The 15040-nt window shown below is 58.7% G+C and carries 13 protein-coding genes; 6 read left to right on the top strand and 7 right to left on the bottom strand.

The window, feature by feature from the left end; genetic code table 11:
- The first annotated feature begins 63 nt into the window (after window positions 1-63).
- Window positions 64-1068: a diacylglycerol/lipid kinase family protein gene (locus AC6IY8_RS12430; protein ID WP_497774810.1), complete on the top strand. Its 1005-nt coding sequence runs from the start codon at window positions 64-66 to the stop codon at window positions 1066-1068.
- A gap of 140 nt (window positions 1069-1208) precedes the next feature.
- Complete coding sequence (locus AC6IY8_RS12425; protein WP_497774809.1) at window positions 1209-2093, top strand: energy transducer TonB; 885 nt, start codon at window positions 1209-1211, stop codon at window positions 2091-2093.
- A gap of 81 nt (window positions 2094-2174) precedes the next feature.
- On the opposite strand, the gene AC6IY8_RS12420 is transcribed toward AC6IY8_RS12425, so the two are convergent.
- Both AC6IY8_RS12420 and purN read right to left on the bottom strand, forming a co-directional pair.
- A complete protein-coding gene (locus AC6IY8_RS12420) occupies window positions 2175-2474 on the bottom strand; it encodes a YtxH domain-containing protein (protein ID WP_497774808.1) in 300 nt (99 codons plus the stop codon).
- A gap of 26 nt (window positions 2475-2500) precedes the next feature.
- Window positions 2501-3136 carry a phosphoribosylglycinamide formyltransferase gene (purN, locus tag AC6IY8_RS12415; RefSeq protein ID WP_497774806.1) on the bottom strand — a complete coding sequence of 212 codons (636 nt, stop codon included), beginning with the start codon at window positions 3134-3136 and terminating at the stop codon, window positions 2501-2503.
- A gap of 127 nt (window positions 3137-3263) precedes the next feature.
- Between purN and AC6IY8_RS12410 the strand changes: the two genes are divergently transcribed.
- The gene (locus AC6IY8_RS12410; protein WP_497774805.1) at window positions 3264-3773 is read left to right on the top strand and encodes a DinB family protein; all 510 of its coding nucleotides are present in this window, start codon (window positions 3264-3266) and stop codon (window positions 3771-3773) included.
- Between the two features lie 66 nt (window positions 3774-3839).
- On the opposite strand, the gene purM is transcribed toward AC6IY8_RS12410, so the two are convergent.
- Window positions 3840-4889, bottom strand: a complete 1050-nt coding sequence (gene purM, locus AC6IY8_RS12405) for a phosphoribosylformylglycinamidine cyclo-ligase (protein WP_497774804.1) — start codon at window positions 4887-4889, stop codon at window positions 3840-3842.
- Window positions 4890-5113: 224 nt separating this feature from the next.
- Between purM and AC6IY8_RS12400 the strand changes: the two genes are divergently transcribed.
- A complete protein-coding gene (locus AC6IY8_RS12400) occupies window positions 5114-5503 on the top strand; it encodes a hypothetical protein (protein WP_497774803.1) in 390 nt (129 codons plus the stop codon).
- An 82-nt stretch (window positions 5504-5585) separates the two neighbouring features.
- On the opposite strand, the gene AC6IY8_RS12395 is transcribed toward AC6IY8_RS12400, so the two are convergent.
- The 3 genes from AC6IY8_RS12395 to AC6IY8_RS12385 all read right to left on the bottom strand — a co-directional run bounded on the left by AC6IY8_RS12395 (window position 5586) and on the right by AC6IY8_RS12385 (window position 9124).
- Window positions 5586-6884, bottom strand: a complete 1299-nt coding sequence (locus AC6IY8_RS12395) for a glycoside hydrolase family 2 TIM barrel-domain containing protein (protein WP_497774802.1) — start codon at window positions 6882-6884, stop codon at window positions 5586-5588.
- A 179-nt stretch (window positions 6885-7063) separates the two neighbouring features.
- The gene (locus tag AC6IY8_RS12390) at window positions 7064-8251 is read right to left on the bottom strand and encodes a zinc-dependent alcohol dehydrogenase (RefSeq protein ID WP_497774801.1); all 1188 of its coding nucleotides are present in this window, start codon (window positions 8249-8251) and stop codon (window positions 7064-7066) included.
- A 78-nt stretch (window positions 8252-8329) separates the two neighbouring features.
- On the bottom strand, window positions 8330-9124 hold the full coding sequence (locus AC6IY8_RS12385; protein WP_497774800.1) for an SRPBCC family protein: 795 nt from the start codon (window positions 9122-9124) through the stop codon (window positions 8330-8332).
- A gap of 255 nt (window positions 9125-9379) precedes the next feature.
- On the opposite strand from AC6IY8_RS12385, the gene AC6IY8_RS12380 reads away from it, so the two are divergent.
- A complete protein-coding gene (locus tag AC6IY8_RS12380; RefSeq protein WP_497774799.1) occupies window positions 9380-12124 on the top strand; it encodes a bifunctional acetate--CoA ligase family protein/GNAT family N-acetyltransferase in 2745 nt (914 codons plus the stop codon).
- A 68-nt stretch (window positions 12125-12192) separates the two neighbouring features.
- Here AC6IY8_RS12380 and AC6IY8_RS12375 read toward each other — a convergent pair whose 3' ends face one another.
- Window positions 12193-12579 (bottom strand): hypothetical protein, encoded by a 387-nt coding sequence (locus tag AC6IY8_RS12375; protein WP_497774798.1) that lies wholly within the window; start codon window positions 12577-12579, stop codon window positions 12193-12195.
- A gap of 244 nt (window positions 12580-12823) precedes the next feature.
- Between AC6IY8_RS12375 and AC6IY8_RS12370 the strand changes: the two genes are divergently transcribed.
- A complete protein-coding gene (locus tag AC6IY8_RS12370) occupies window positions 12824-15001 on the top strand; it encodes a patatin-like phospholipase family protein (protein WP_497774797.1) in 2178 nt (725 codons plus the stop codon).
- Window positions 15002-15040: the final 39 nt, after the last annotated feature.

Here is a 15040-nt window from a genome sequence, read left to right as displayed (position 1 = left end):
TGCTGTTTTTAAGCAGCTCACGGTTTTTGTTTTTCGCGCTTCAGGCCGCTGTACAATTCCCCGGTGCGAGCCGCAGCCATCGTCCATTCGTATCTGAAGCCCAGCGTTGTCGAGCCCTTTCGCGACGCGCGGGTCAACGTGTTTCGTGGCAACGCGCTCGACCCTGCTGACCTTCCTGACGTGGCCGTCGTCTTCGGGGGAGACGGATCAGTCCATCGCGTTCTTCCATCACTCGCCTATGCGGAAACACCGCTCCTAATAGTGCCCACCGGTACTGCCAATGACTTTGCGCGCTGCATCGGAATTCCGGATCTCACCCAGGCGCTACGTGCTTGGCGCCGCTATCTTGACCGCCGGGATAACGTGCGCACCATCGACCTTGGCACCGTGCGTCCCATGGCCGACCCGGGAGGAGAGGATGACTTCGAGCCGCTGGATTCCACCACCTTCCCCGACGTTGACGGCCGCATCCCGCAACCGCAGCTTCCCCTCGGGCCTGTGGTCATGCGCCATCACCTGCGTCATGCGGAGACGGCGGCGCGGCAGCAGCGCATGATTTACTTCACCGGAATCGCCGGGCTGGGGCTCGATTCGGAAACCAACCAGCGTGCCAGTCAGATGCCGTCGTGGCTTCGCCGTCATGGTGGCTACGGGCTGGCGGCCTTGCGCGCGCTGACGCGGTACACTCCGCCCACGGTCACCGTGCACAGCTATGACGCCGCAGGCCGCGAATGCCGTCTTGACGGCTCGGTTCTGCTGATGGCGGTTGGCAATGCGCCCGAATATGGTAGCGGCATCCGAATGTTGCCGGAGGCCCAACTCGATGACGGCCAGCTCGATTTGTGTTTCGTTCCGGCAATGTCCAGGGGCGCGGTATTGCGCCATTTCCATCGGATCTACTCCGGCACCCACCTCAAGGTTCCTGGCGTGCGCTACTTTCGCACCCGACAGGTATTTGTCGAGAGTGACACTCCACTGCCCATGTATGCCGATGGCGAGTACCTATGCCACGCTCCGGCGGAAATTTCGGTTTCACCCCGGGCCCTGCGCGTCATCGTGCCCCTGTAAGCCGCCATATCCTACAGTCCTGCCTCCAATTCCCAAATTGCCTAATTTGGCCATGAACCGTAGTGAGACGAATCGCAGCCGCCTGTCAGGTGTTTTTCTGAAGCAGTTCACAGTGCGCCGATTTATACTTGAACTCACTAATGTCCACCTCGGAATTGAAAAATCCGGTGAGCCAGGCGCTCCCTGGCGAGCAAAAACACGATGTGCTGCCGACACTTTTTGGAGACGGAACTGGGCTCTACGAAGTCAAGAAGGGCTCGTTCGTAGCCTCGTTTCTGCTCAATTCGGCGATCCTGGCTTCCCTTATCTGGGTCGGAAGCTGGACGGCGTCCCACGCTCCCGAAATCAAGCAGACCATCGGTGCGGCTGTGGACATCAGTCCCTACGTCATGCCATCTTCCAAAACCGTATCCGGCGGAGGAGGTGGCGGCGGGTCGCATGATAAGCTTCAGGCGTCCAAGGGCGCGCTGCCCAAATTCGCGAAAACGCAGATCGCGCCTCCCACGGTGTTGCCGATGGAAAGGCCGAAACTGGCCGTACCGCCCACCGTGGTAGTCCCTCCAGAGATCAAAATGCCGCAAGTCGGCCCCATGGGCGATCCGCTATCGAAAGTTCTCGGACCGGCCTCGAATGGTACGGGCACGGGTGGTGGAATCGGCAGTGGCACTGGCGGTGGTGTTGGTTCTGGCCGTGGCCCCGGTGTCGGTCCCGGCTGGGGCGGCGGAATCGGCGGCGGCGCTTATCGCGTTGGTGGCGGTGTCAGCGCTCCCAAAGTCATCTATAAGGTCGATCCCGAATTCAGCGAAGAAGCTCGCAAGAACAAGTGGCAGGGCGTTGTGGTGCTGCGCGTCATCATCGGCACCGACGGCAAGACCCACGAGATCAATGTCGTGCGTTCGCTCGGCATGGGATTGGACGAAAAGGCCATCGAGGCGGCACGCCTCTGGCGATTTGAGCCCGGCCAGAAGGACGGCAAGCCCGTTCCCGTGGAAGTCAACATGGAAGTCAACTTCCACCTCTACTAAAAGGCAAAGAGGTTTCGGTGTCCGAAACCTCAGCTCTAGTCTTTCCGCGCGCGCTTCTGCGCCAATTTTCGGAAACCTGCTTTAGCCCTTTGCGCTGCGGAATGCCCGGGTTACAGGCTCGGTTTTGCGCTTTGCGGCCTCAGCCCACTCCTCGCGACGATCCCACATATCTGCTGCGCGATCAGTCCAGTCGCCCATCGTGTCGCGGGCATCTTCATACCGGCGACGGAATTCTTTCCTTACCTGGCGCCCGGTCTTAGGGGTGAACAACAATGTGGCGAGGGCTCCCACTCCCAAGCCAATCATAAGAAAGCCGATCGCCGACGTGAAATTTCTTTGACGACGTGAAAACTGATAATCCCCAAAACGAAAGTCTGGCATATTGAGCGATATCCTCTCGGCGTGTTTTAGTCATTAGAGGTATCTTTAGCCCGGCTCGTTGCCCCGGTCAGCAACACGCGGCGGCCCTCAACTCGATAGTCCCCGCTCGCCACCAACGCAATTGCTTCGCTATACGCCACATGCTCCTGCGCAAGAATTCGTTCCGAAAGTGCATGTTCGTCGTCCGATGCCAGCACCGGGACCACCTTCTGCAGCACAATCGCGCCGTGGTCCAGATGCTCATCCACAAAGTGCACCGTACATCCGCTGAATTGCACTCCATATTCCAGTGCCTGCTTCTGCGCTTCGAGTCCCGGGAATGCGGGTAAAAGCGAGGGATGAATATTCAGGATTTTCCCCGGATACTGTTGCACGAACCATGGCGAAAGAAGTCGCAGATATCCCGCGAGCACGACCAGTTCAACTCCAGCCTCGCGGAGGGCTTCGGACACCGCGCGATCGTGATCTTCGCGCTTGCGACCGCGGCTTGGTAGAACCAGCGTTTTCAATCCGCGTTCTCGCGCCGCCTCGATCCCTGCTGCGTCTTCGCGATTGCTGATGACCACGGCAATTTCCGCTTGTAGCCTGCCGCTGACTATATTGTCCGCAATGGCCAGGAAGTTCGAGCCGCGTCCGGAAATAAGTATCCCGAGTCGAATCATCGATTTTCGATTCATGGACTTTCAGCATATCGCCCCGTGCGGGAGATGCTCAAGCCGCGCGATTTCTGTGCTGGGGTGCATCGCCCGCAGTCCGCGTGCAATCTAGCACTCAGGAGGCCTGGCATTCATGGCAAAAGACACGGAAAGCGCGCTGCGCAAAGAGCTCGTTGCCGCTCTAAAGGGCGGCCATGCGCACGCGACCTTCGAAGACGTGGTGGAGAACTTCCCCGAAAAGCTGCGCGGAGCAAAAGTCGAAGGTGGAAACGGCATCAGCCTTCCATACTCAGCGTGGCAACTGCTTGAGCACATCAGAATTGCTCAAGACGACATTCTGCGCTTCATCCGCAATCACGACGGCAGTTATAAGGAGATGAAGTGGCCCGACGACTACTGGCCCACTTCTGCCGAGCCTCCCACCGCCGCAGCATGGGACGAATCCATCAACAAGGTCCTGGCCGACCGCGATGCCGTCATCAAGCTAGTTCAGGACAAAGGGCAGGACCTTGCAACGCCATTTCCTTGGGGCGACGGTCAGAACCTGCTTCGCGAGGCGATGCTCATCATCGATCACAGCGCCTACCACGTCGGAGAACTGCTCGCCCTCCGCCGCCTGCTCGGCATCTGGCCCGCGAAGTAACAAAAGAAGGAACTAAATGAGAATGCCCCGCTGTTCTGCGGGGCATGTCGTACCTAAACGCGCGATTTACGTGTACTGTACCTTGCGCTCGCCCTTGACGATGCGGCCAATGACGTAGCCCTTTTCTCCGGCGCGATCCAGGATCGACTGCACCTTCTTGAACTTTTTCGCCGGCACCACCAGGATCATCCCGATGCCCATGTTGAATGTGCGCATCATCTCTGCCTGTTCGATGTTTCCAATCTTCTGCAGATGCTCGAAGATCGGCAGGACGGGCCAGCTTCCCATTTCCACCAGTGCGCCAACGCCTTTGGGCAGCACGCGCGGCAGGTTCTCAGTGATGCCGCCTCCGGTGATGTGTGCCATGGCGCTCACGGCCTCGGCATCCACCACGCGGCGCACAATGGGCCAGTAGCTCTTGTGCTGCTTCATCAGTTCGGTGCCGACCTTGCCTTTCATCTCGTTCACATAGGTGTCGGGCGTGTACCCGGCCACATTGAACATCAGCTTGCGGGCCAGCGAGTAGCCGTTCGTGTGCAGTCCGGTGGAGGGCAGACCCACCAGCACATCGCCGATCTGCACGTCTTTTCCCGTAAGGATCTTGTCGCGCTCGACTGCGCCCACGATGAACCCGGCCAGATCGTATTCGCCCTCGGGGTAGAAGCCCGGCATCTCCGCCGTTTCGCCGCCAATCAACGCGCATCCATTGTGCTTGCACGCATCGGCCAATCCGCTGACCACCTTTTCGGCGATCTCCAGTTCAAGCTTGCCGACTGCCAGGTAGTCCATGAAGAACAGTGGCGTCGCGCCCTGCACGGCAATGTCGTTTACGCAGTGGTTCACCAGGTCGCCGCCCACCGTGTGGTGCACGTTCATCTCGAAGGCGAGCTTCAGCTTTGTGCCGACTCCATCAACGCTCGACACCATGACTGGATCGACAAACTTTTTCTTATCTACTTGGAACAGCCCGCCAAAGCCGCCAATTTCGCTGAGCACACACTTGTTGAATGTGCGATGGGCGAGGTACTTGATGCGCTGCTTCGTGCGATTTGCCTGCTCAATGTCCACGCCCGCATCGGCGTAGGTCAGACTTTTCTGTTCAATATCGTCAGCCAAGGTAATCACGTCCGTGAGGAATTGTTCGGTGGGTGCCGCATCACGATTGTAGCATTCACGCGGCACCGGCAGTCATGGCCCACATACCAATTCCGCCTCTTCCCAGTGGACAGCGACTCCCGGGTTTGCCCACCTGCCATGGTTGGCACGATACTGGAAAGGATCAACTCACCCATGTCAGCCGTTTTCCGACGCCATGGATATCTCTGCGCAAATCAGGAACGATGGTACTTCTCGACTGGATACTGGTGATTTTCGGAGCGGCAGTGGCCGTCACAGGCGGATGGCTCCAGTTCCATCCTGAGCGCCTGTTGCCCGCCCGAACCCGCGACATTGCATGGCCTGGCGCGTGGACCGAGTTGCAGATCGATGCCCTGGCTGAGTCGCAAATCCGGCTCCTGGGCGCCTGCTTCCTGTTCATGGGAGCGTTCTTTGCCGTGCAGATGACCGTGGACCTGACTCGCCTTCCATGGTGGACCGGCACCATCGGAGGTTTCTGTGCGGCCATCGGGGCTGTATCTCTGGTCAGGGCGCAGGTAAATAACAAAAAGACGCAGCGTACGCGGACTTACCTTCAGCAATCGCTCCCAAAGAAGGTTCTCGAACTGCGCTAAGGCCGAATATTTGAGAATGGAAAAGGGGCACCCGCATCGGAGTGCCCCTTTTAGTTGTTAGTCCGTCTTCACGCTTGATTCGTCAGTCCGCCTTCACAAAGAACGGAACATTCGCCGTAGCGGCACTTCCGTGTCCATCGTGAACCGTCAGGAACAGTCGATACGCTCCCGTCTGCTTCGGCGCCCGGAAACTCAAACTCGCCCCGCTGGCCTTCACGATAGCCTCAGGATGTGTTGGCGGCACGGCCTCCGCATCGCCTCCCTCGCGAGCGTCGTGCGTTTCCTCCCGCACTTCCCAGTCGTAGGTCAGCGTATCGCCATCGGAGTCCTTGGCCGCAACCGTCGCCGTCCACTCCGAGCCCGGAGCCACTTCCTTCTGGTTGATCGCCGACTCGATCGGCGAAATCTCCGGTGCGCGGTTTGCGGGCCACTTGCCGGTCCACTCGTAGCTCAGTGCGTCCACCGCAGCGGTCTTTTCCACTCCGCCCTTGCCGTCCGGAATCAGCAACCCAAACCATGTATGGGTGCGCTCCTGCTTGTGTCCCCAGATGAACGCGTAGCTGCCAAACGCCAGATTTCCCGCGCCCTTGATCGAGTGCTCGTACCCTTTCTGATACGTCTCTGATTTCTCCGTGCTGGTGTTTTCCAGCGGCGCTCCCCAGGAGGTTTTCGGGCGCTCCCACCACCCAACCGGTCCGAATTCGGTCACAATGTACGGACGATCGAGCTTTTTTGCCTTTACCTCGTCCACCAGCGTCGCGATTCCGCCATAGGTGTTGATGCCCAGAATATCCACGTCCGGACAGTAGGTCATAAACTGCTTCAGCTTGTACCCATCGCGCCCAATCCCCGCAATAACGGTCATCGTGGGATGGTTGGGATCGCGGCGATGAATCTCGCGGGCGATATCGTTGATCGCTTTCCAGATCGCGACATTCGATCCGTCCGCTTCCATCTCATTCCCAATGCCCCATACCAGAATCGATGGCTCGTTCTTGTATTTCTCGACTGCGGCGATTGCTTCGTCGTACTGCTTTTTCACCTGTGCTGCATCCGCATAGCTGAAACCGTGCCGTTCGTGTCCCAGCCCGATTCCTGCGGCAATCGTCAGGTTCAGCTTTTGCGTCTTTGCCAGCAGGTCTCCATGCGCAAGGCTTGGCACGCCCCACGTCCGGATCGAATTCGCGCCCAGTTGCGCCGCCAGTTCGAGACTGCCGCTGCCGCCCGCCCCATAGATGTAGTAAGGCTTGCCATCGCGCAACAGTACCCAGCCGTCATCGACGCGTTTGACCTTCACCGGAACCGGCCCGGAGCTCTTCGCCATTGCAAACAGGTTCAACAGGAGGATCAGTAGAGAGAACACACCTACGCTTTTTCGCATGCCAACATTGTGCTAGCAAAAGCAGAGTTGTTCAATCGCTTGATTAGCACTCGGGACCATGTGTAGTGAAATCCGGTCACATCCTGCCGTGCTCCCTATCACTCGCAGGATGTCTGGTCAGCGAGTGTGTGTTGAAGCGCAAAACGCCCCTGACATATTCAGCAGGGGCGTTTTTTCTGCTATGCCGCTCGTTGCGCCCAGGGATCGATGACCACCTTCACGCAGTGATCCTCTTTGTTGACGAAGGTCTTATACATCTGCGGCACATCTTCCAGAGCCACGCGATGCGTAATCAAAAAGCTCGGATCGATTTCGCCCTTCTCCACTCGCTCCAGCAGCGGTTGCATATAGCGCATCATGTTCGTCTGTCCCATGCGCATCGTCAGCCCTTTGCCAAACGCTGCGCCAAACGGGAACTTGTCGATGAAGCTCGCATACACGCCCGGTACCGAAACCGTTCCACCCGGGCGGCACGCCTGGATGCACTGCCGCAGCACATTTGCGCGCTCGAACTGCAGCATCATCTTTTGTTTTGCCGAGTCGATGTAGTAATCGACCGAGTGCCCATGTGCTTCCAGCCCCACAGCGTCAATGCACGCATCCGGACCTCGGCCTCCGGTCATCACCTTCAGTTGTTCGATCAGGTCTTCCGTTTGCGAGTAGTCGATTGTCTCGGCTCCCGCCTGCTCGGCCAGCCGCAGCCTGTCAGGGAAGCGATCAATGGCAATCACTCTCGCGGCGCCCAGCAACTGCGCCGAGCGAATTGCGAACAGTCCCACCGGCCCGCATCCCCAGATTGCGATCACCTGTCCCGGCTGGATGTTGCATTGTTCCGCCGCCTGATAGCCCGTGGGGAAAATGTCGGAGAGGAACAGCACCTTCTCGTCATCCATTCCATCGGGAACCTTGATGGGCCCCACATCAGCGAACGGCACGCGCGCATACTGTGCCTGCCCTCCCGCATACCCGCCATACAGGTGCGAGTAGCCAAAGAGTGCCGAAGCGTTGTGTCCGTACTGCGCTTCGAGCATCCATGCGTTAGGGTTCGTGTTGTCGCACGCAGACCAGATGCCCTGCTTGCAGAAGAAGCATTGCCCACATGCGATAGTGAAGGGAACAACGACCTTGTCGCCGACTTTCAGTTTCTTCACTTCGCTGCCAATCTCGACGACCTCACCCATGAACTCATGCCCTACAATGTCGCCCTGCTCCATCGTCGGAATGAATCCGTTGTAAAGATGCAGGTCGGAGCCGCAGATCGCCGTGCGTGTAATTCGCACAACGCAATCGCGCGGATTCAGAATTCTCGGGTCGGGTACATTTTCGACGCGCATGTCCCGCTTGCCAAACCAGCAAACTGCTTTCATCAGAACTCTTCCTTTCGTGATGCCCTACTGTGCGTAGGAGATGAACTCAAAACGCCTTATAAGCAACAGCCGTGCACGTTAGCTGACCAGTTGTTCCTGGGTTGCTTTCGTCGGCTTTGCGCGATGTTTCGGTTGCTGGTTTGCCGCTTCCAGCATGCGTACAAAAGCGGTGCGCCTGCCATGCGGCTGTCCATCCGTGGTGGGAATTTCACCGGCTTCGAGCAACTGCTTGAAGCGCCTCAGGTCTTCGCGTATCTGCATTTCCGGTTCGCGCCCGAAGAGCTTGGCAAAGAGCTGTCCGCCACGTCCTGCTGGCGGATCGTACTCCAGCACGCAAGTCATCTCGGTGCCGCCGTGGAACTCGCTTGCCGGACGGAATGTCACCGACCCGCGATTGGGAATCACGGCTCCCGGCAGCGATCGCCATATCAGGTGACGGTTCGGTTCTTCATCGATGATCTCTGCGTCCCACTCCGTATCAAGTCCCAGCGGAGCTTCAGCCACCCAGTGAGAAGTACGTTCGTTGGTGACTCTTACTTCGCGCAGGTGCTGCATGAATTTCGGCAGGTTTTCAAAATTGCGGAAGAAGCTGTAAACCTCTTCAACTGGGCGGTTGATCGTAAAACTGCGTTCGACGTGTATGCTCTTCGGCGCGGTCGCATGGCGAATACCGCGAATCGCCAGAAAGCCCCCGGCTGCTGCTAATCCAAGTCCTCCAGCGCTCTTTCGCGTGGCGCCATAGACGGCCAGCGCGCTGCCGGCGAGAATGCTGCCGACCGTGCTGCTTCGTCTCGCCCAACTTGCCTGGTGACCATTCATTCCATTCCCTTTGATTTCCGCGTTCGGGCGTCGCGGAGCTTTGATTTCCGACATATCTGTCAGCCTCAATCTAGATTTGGGTTATCTTTTCGGATGCCGCTTCTGCCGGATGGTGTTTTGAACAATCGAAAGACTCAGGAGGACGGCTTAGTTGAACCAGATTTCGTGCAGAAATGGGACGCAATTGTCAGCTTGTCAGACAACTCTTTGTGGATATTGCGCAAGCTGCGTTGTAGGATGAAGCCAATCAAAAGCAACACCAAGCAAAAAGCTAAAAACCAGTTTGTGAATCAGTGAGAGGTATTGCCCATGACTCCCGTAGGTAAGCTCCCTGTCTCCAACGTCAGCCCTGCCCATGATGTCCTTAGAGCCGACCGTCACCCTCTTGACCCAATCTTCAAACCGACCAGCGTGGCCCTTGTGGGAGCCAGTGAAAGAGCGGGTTCGGTGGGTCGCAATGTGCTCTGGAATCTGATCAGCAGCCCCTTTGGTGGAACCATTTATCCCGTCAATCCCAAGCGCAGCAACATTCTCGGCATCCGTGCCTACGCCTCCATGCAGGCGCTCCCTGAGGTTCCGGACCTGGTGATTGTGTGCACTCCTGCCGACGGGGTTCCGACGCTGCTGAAAGAGTGCGTGGACATGGGAGTCCCCGGCGGCATCGTCATCTCTGCAGGCTTCAAGGAAACCGGAGAGCACGGCGTACAGCTTGAGAACCAGATCATGGACGCTATTGAGGGCCGCATGCGCATCATCGGTCCCAACTGCCTCGGCGTCATGAATCCAATACTTGGCCTCAATGCCACCTTTGCTAACTCCATGGCGCGTCCCGGCAGCGTAGGTTTCATCAGCCAGAGCGGCGCTCTCTGTACTGCGGTTCTCGACTGGTCCATTCGTGAAAACGTCGGATTCAGCGGCTTCGTCTCCATCGGCTCCATGCTCGATGTGAACTGGGGCGATCTCATCGATTACTTCGGCAATGACCCGCGCACGCACTCGATCATCATCTACATGGAATCCATCGGTGACGCGCGCTCTTTCCTCTCTGCCGCCCGCGAAGTCTCGCTCACCAAGCCCATCATCGTGATCAAGGCTGGTCGCACGGCCGCCGCCGCCAAGGCTGCCGCTTCTCACACCGGATCGCTCACCGGCTCCGACGATGTGCTTGAGGCTGCTTTCCGCCGTGCTGGCGTGCTGCGCGTTAACTCCATCTCTGAAATCTTCTACATGACCGACGTGCTGGCGAAGCAGCCGCGTCCCAAGGGCAATCGCCTCTGCATCGTTACAAATGCCGGAGGCCCTGGCGTGCTTTCTACCGACGCTCTCATCCAGGGCGGAGGCGAACTCGCCGAGCTCTCGACCGAGAGCATGTCGGCCTTCAACTCCTTCCTGCCCGCCGCGTGGAGCCACTCCAACCCCGTTGACATCCTCGGCGATGCCGAACCCGAGCGTTACGCCAAATCGCTTGAGATCGCTGCTAAGGACCCGAACATCGACGGCATGCTGGTCATCATGACCCCTCAGGGAATGACCAATCCCACGCAGATTGCCGAGCAACTTCAGCCCTATGCCAAGGGCCTCGGCAAGCCGGTGCTTGCAAGCTGGATGGGCGGCGAAACCGTAGCGGATGGAGAAGACATTCTCAACCGTGCCGGAATCCCGAGCTTCTACTATCCCGACACCGCCGTGCGCGCGTTCAATTACATGTGGCGTTACGCCTACAATCTGCGCGGCATTTACGAAACGCCTTCGCTCAACTCGGCCTCGCAGCAGCCCGACCGCCAGCGTGCCTCCGAGATTCTCAACGGCGTACGCGAAAGCGGCCGTTCGATTCTGACCGAGTACGAATCGAAGAAGCTGCTCGAAGCCTATGGCATTCCGAGCGTGCCCACCGAAATCGCAGAGACAGAGGAAGCCGCCGAGCAGGCCGCCAACAAGATCGGCTACCCGGTCGTTCTCAAGCTGCACTCCTTCACCATCACCCACAAGACGGACGTGGGCGGTGTCATCCTGAATCTTCCCGACGCGGCCAGTGTGCGCAAGGCCTTCACGCAGATTCGCACCAATGTCGCCGCCAAAGCCGGAGAAGGGCACTTTCAGGGCGTCACCGTGCAGCCCTTTGCCAAGCAGGAGGGCTACGAACTGATCCTCGGCTCGTCCATCGATCCGCAGTTTGGCCCCGTGCTGTTGTTCGGCACCGGTGGACAGTTGGTGGAGGTCTTCGAAGATCGCTCGCTGGCCTTGCCGCCACTCAACACCACGCTTGCCCGCCGCATGATGGAGCAGACTCGCATTTATAAGGCTCTGAAGGGTGTTCGCGGGCGCAAGCCTGTGGACCTCGCTGGACTCGAGGAGTTGATGGTTCGCTTCAGCGATCTCGTCATCGAGAATCCGTGCATCAAGGAAATCGACATCAATCCTGTGCTGGCCTCCCCCGAGCGCTTGCTCGCCCTCGATGCTCGTGTCGTGGTGTTTGACAAGGATGTGCCCGACGACAAGCTGCCGAAGTCGGCCATTCAGCCCTATCCCACGCAGTACCTTTCCAACTGGACGATGAAAGACGGCGAAGAAGTAACGATCCGTCCAATCCGTCCCGAAGACGAGCCGCTGATGGTCGAGTTCCACAAGAAGCTGAGCGAACGCAGCGTGTACCTGCGTTACTTCCAGCCCTTAAAGCTCACGCAGCGCACGGCGCACGAGCGCATGACCCGCATCTGCTTCATCGACTACGATCGCGAGATGGCACTCGTCGTCGAGCATAAGAAGGCCGACGGAAGCTGTGAAGTCATCGCCGTGGGACGCATGAGCAAGATCCACGGACGCCCCGAAGCGGAACTTGCTGCCCTGGTGCAGGATGAGTTCCAGCGCAAGGGCCTTGGACCTGAGCTTTATCGCCGCTTGATTCAGGTTGCTCGCGATCAGCGTCTGCGCACCGTGCACTCCAACATGCTCGGTGAAAACAAGGAAATGCAGCGCCTGTGCAAGAAGCTCGGATTCCAATTGAGCACACCGGATCTCGAAGACAATCTGGTTCTCGCACAGATGCAGTTGTAGTCCGTAGTAGTCGGAACTTAGAAGGGCACCTGTCCGGTGCCCTTCTTCTTTTCTGAGATGTTCGTGAGTTATTCCTGCGATCCCGATTCCGCGCCGCTAGAGACGACAATCACCGTATCCGACTCTTCATCGTTGTTGACCACCGCGGAGTTGCTGTTATGCGGGTCTTCCGTGACCGTAGTGTTCACGCCGCTTGCGCTATTCAAGGGCGTGGTTTCTTCGTGAGTAGCCGTCTTCGGCACTGCATTGGGGCTTCGCTGCGAGTCGGCGTTCTGACCCGTTACCGGATTGAATCTTGCGATGGAATCAGGAGAGTTTGTTTGAGGATTGATCGCCGAGGGTGTGCGATCATTTGCGCTCTCGCTTTGGCCTTTCGGACTCGCCGTACTGCATTGTGCCACCGCCATCCCTGCGCCAAGCAAAATCACCGAAGCCATGTACGGAAACTTCAACATCTACCAGGTACTCCTTCCTTGCGTCGTCGGTCTCTATGGAATCACTGATTTCGGACCCATACCCATACGACTCGCGGAGCGTCGAAAAGTTTCACAGACCCAGTGCTGGAAGTGTAGATATTTACTGCATAAAAACGAATTCTAGCGCCTATTCGTATCTTTCATGCGACCGCAATGTTCTGCGCGCATCGCGTAATACGCTCGTTACTTGCTCTTCGCGGTATGCTAATGGCGAGCGCTTCCCATGAAATTCCTTCGCGCGTCATTTCTCATCGCGACCTTTCTGCTTGCCTCGCTGTCCATAGCGCAGACCTCACCATCGAAGCGCCCGCGAGTAGCTCTTGCCCTCTCCGGCGGGGGCTCTCTCGGACTCGCGCATATCGGTGTCTTGCATTATTTCGAGGAGCATCACATTCCGGTCGATGCCATTGCCGGCACCAGCATGGGCGGCATCGTCGGAGGCCTCTACGCAACAGGTCATAGCCCACAGCAAATCGAGTCATCCTTCGCCGAAGCCGGGTGGCAAGAGCTTTTGCGAGCCCAGCCGCGCTATCAGGATCTGCCCATCGTTCCCAAGCAGGATCGCGCCCGTCATCCCGGCAGCTACACCTTGCGCCTCGGCCGCAGCCTTTCATTGCCATCTGGAATCAGCACCGCCGATGCGCTCGACCTCTTCCTCTCGCGACAGGTGCTTGCCTATTCGCGCGAAGACGATTTCGCGAAACTCCCCACGCCATTCCGCTGCGTCGCCACTCAGCTTGAGACCGGCGAGCAGTTCGTGCTTCGTCGCGGCAATCTCGCTCGCGCCATGCGCGCCACCATGGCCGTACCCGGCATCTTCAGCCCCGTCGAGTGGGAAGGGCACGTGCTCGTTGACGGAGGTCTCGTCGATAACTTGCCCACTGATGTCGCTCGCGACATGGGAGCCGACGTTGTCATCGCCGTGCACTTCACCACACCGCTGCCGCAGGCGCGTCAGCTTCAAACGCTCTCCGCCGTGCTCACGCAGGCCGTCTCCGTCGCTGTCTCTGTTACCGAGCGCGAGAATCTTCGCAATGCCGACCTTGTGCTCGCACCATCGCTCACCGGAATCGGCGGCACCGATCCCAGCCACGCGCGCGAGTTGATCGAGCGCGGGTATCAGGCCGCCGCTCAAAAAGCGCGCTTCCTTGAAACCCTGCGCCTAAGCGATGCCGAATGGGCCGCCTACCAGCAGCAACGCCAAAGCCGCATAAAACAAGCTCCGCAGCAGGCCTCGCGCTTGGTCGCGCAGTCCACCAACCCGCCGCTCCAACGTTATGCGCAATCGAACCTCAATCGATCCAGCGGGCCGCTATCGCTCGACAGCCTCGAGGATGATCTTTCCAGCTTCGTCGCCTCTGCCGCGCTTCCCGGAGCTTTCTACCGCCTTTCGCCAGCCGAGGCTTCCAATTCCGACTCACCCGCACTCACCGCCGAGGTCGAACCCCGCTCCGGCAGCCAGCTCTTCGTGCGTCCCGCGCTCGATCTTGCCATCGCCAACGGTGAGCCCACTCGCGGCGCGCTTCGTGGATTTGCCACTTTGCTGCCTCGCGATGAATATCGCGCTCGCTACCGCGTCCAGTTTGCAATCGGCTACAGCCCATTCATCGCCTCGCAGTACGAACATCCCATCGCCGCCAGTTCGTGGTTCTGGTCTCCATCTGCCAACCTCCAACGCGTGAACACCGCAACCTACGCGGGCGATCAGCACTTCACGCATTGGCAGGATCACTACTCTGCCGCATTCGACTTCGGACGCGACATTCGCCGCCACTTCCGCCTCCGCCTTGGCCTCGAAGCTGGATACGACCAGTTCTCCGCCGTGCAGTTCGCGGGCGCTCGCCTTGCCCGCGACGGTGCCTTCCTCACTCCTCACCTCACTGCTGACTGGAACACTCTCAACGATCCATCGCTCCCCACCCGCGGCGCCGTCTTTACCGGCAGCATCGCCGCGCGCTATCGCCAGCCCGAAAGCCGCACCGTTCCTCTCGGCCAGTTTTCCTTCGCCGAGCACATGCCCGCGTTCTTCGGCACTCTGACCGCTTCCGTAAGTGCGGCATCGAGTTTCGGCACCGCTCTGAACTATTTCGATCTTTTCCCGCTCGGCGGCCCCACAGATCTCCAGGCCTTCCGTTTCCAGCAGTTCCACACGCTTTCCCATGCCACGGGAACGCTTGCCTATCGCACGCCATTTCGCAATATGAAGTTTTGGGGAGAGCGTCCGCAATTCGGACTCTGGTACAACGCAGCGGGCCTTCGCCAGCCCTCGCAATCATGGCAGAGCGCGCAAAGTGGATCGATTGGAGTGCTGTACAACTCGCCGCTCGGCGTCGTCACCTTCGCCATAGGACGAACCAGTGATCATCAGACCCGGGCGTGGATCAACGTAGGCAGGCCATAACAATTTGAGGTGGGCGATTCTGGCGCCCTCCCGCAGTGC

It is taken from the genome of Koromonas soli, from assembly GCF_059726265.1.
Note: the sequence above shows the minus strand (reverse complement) of the source record. Positions and strands in the feature narration are given on the sequence as shown.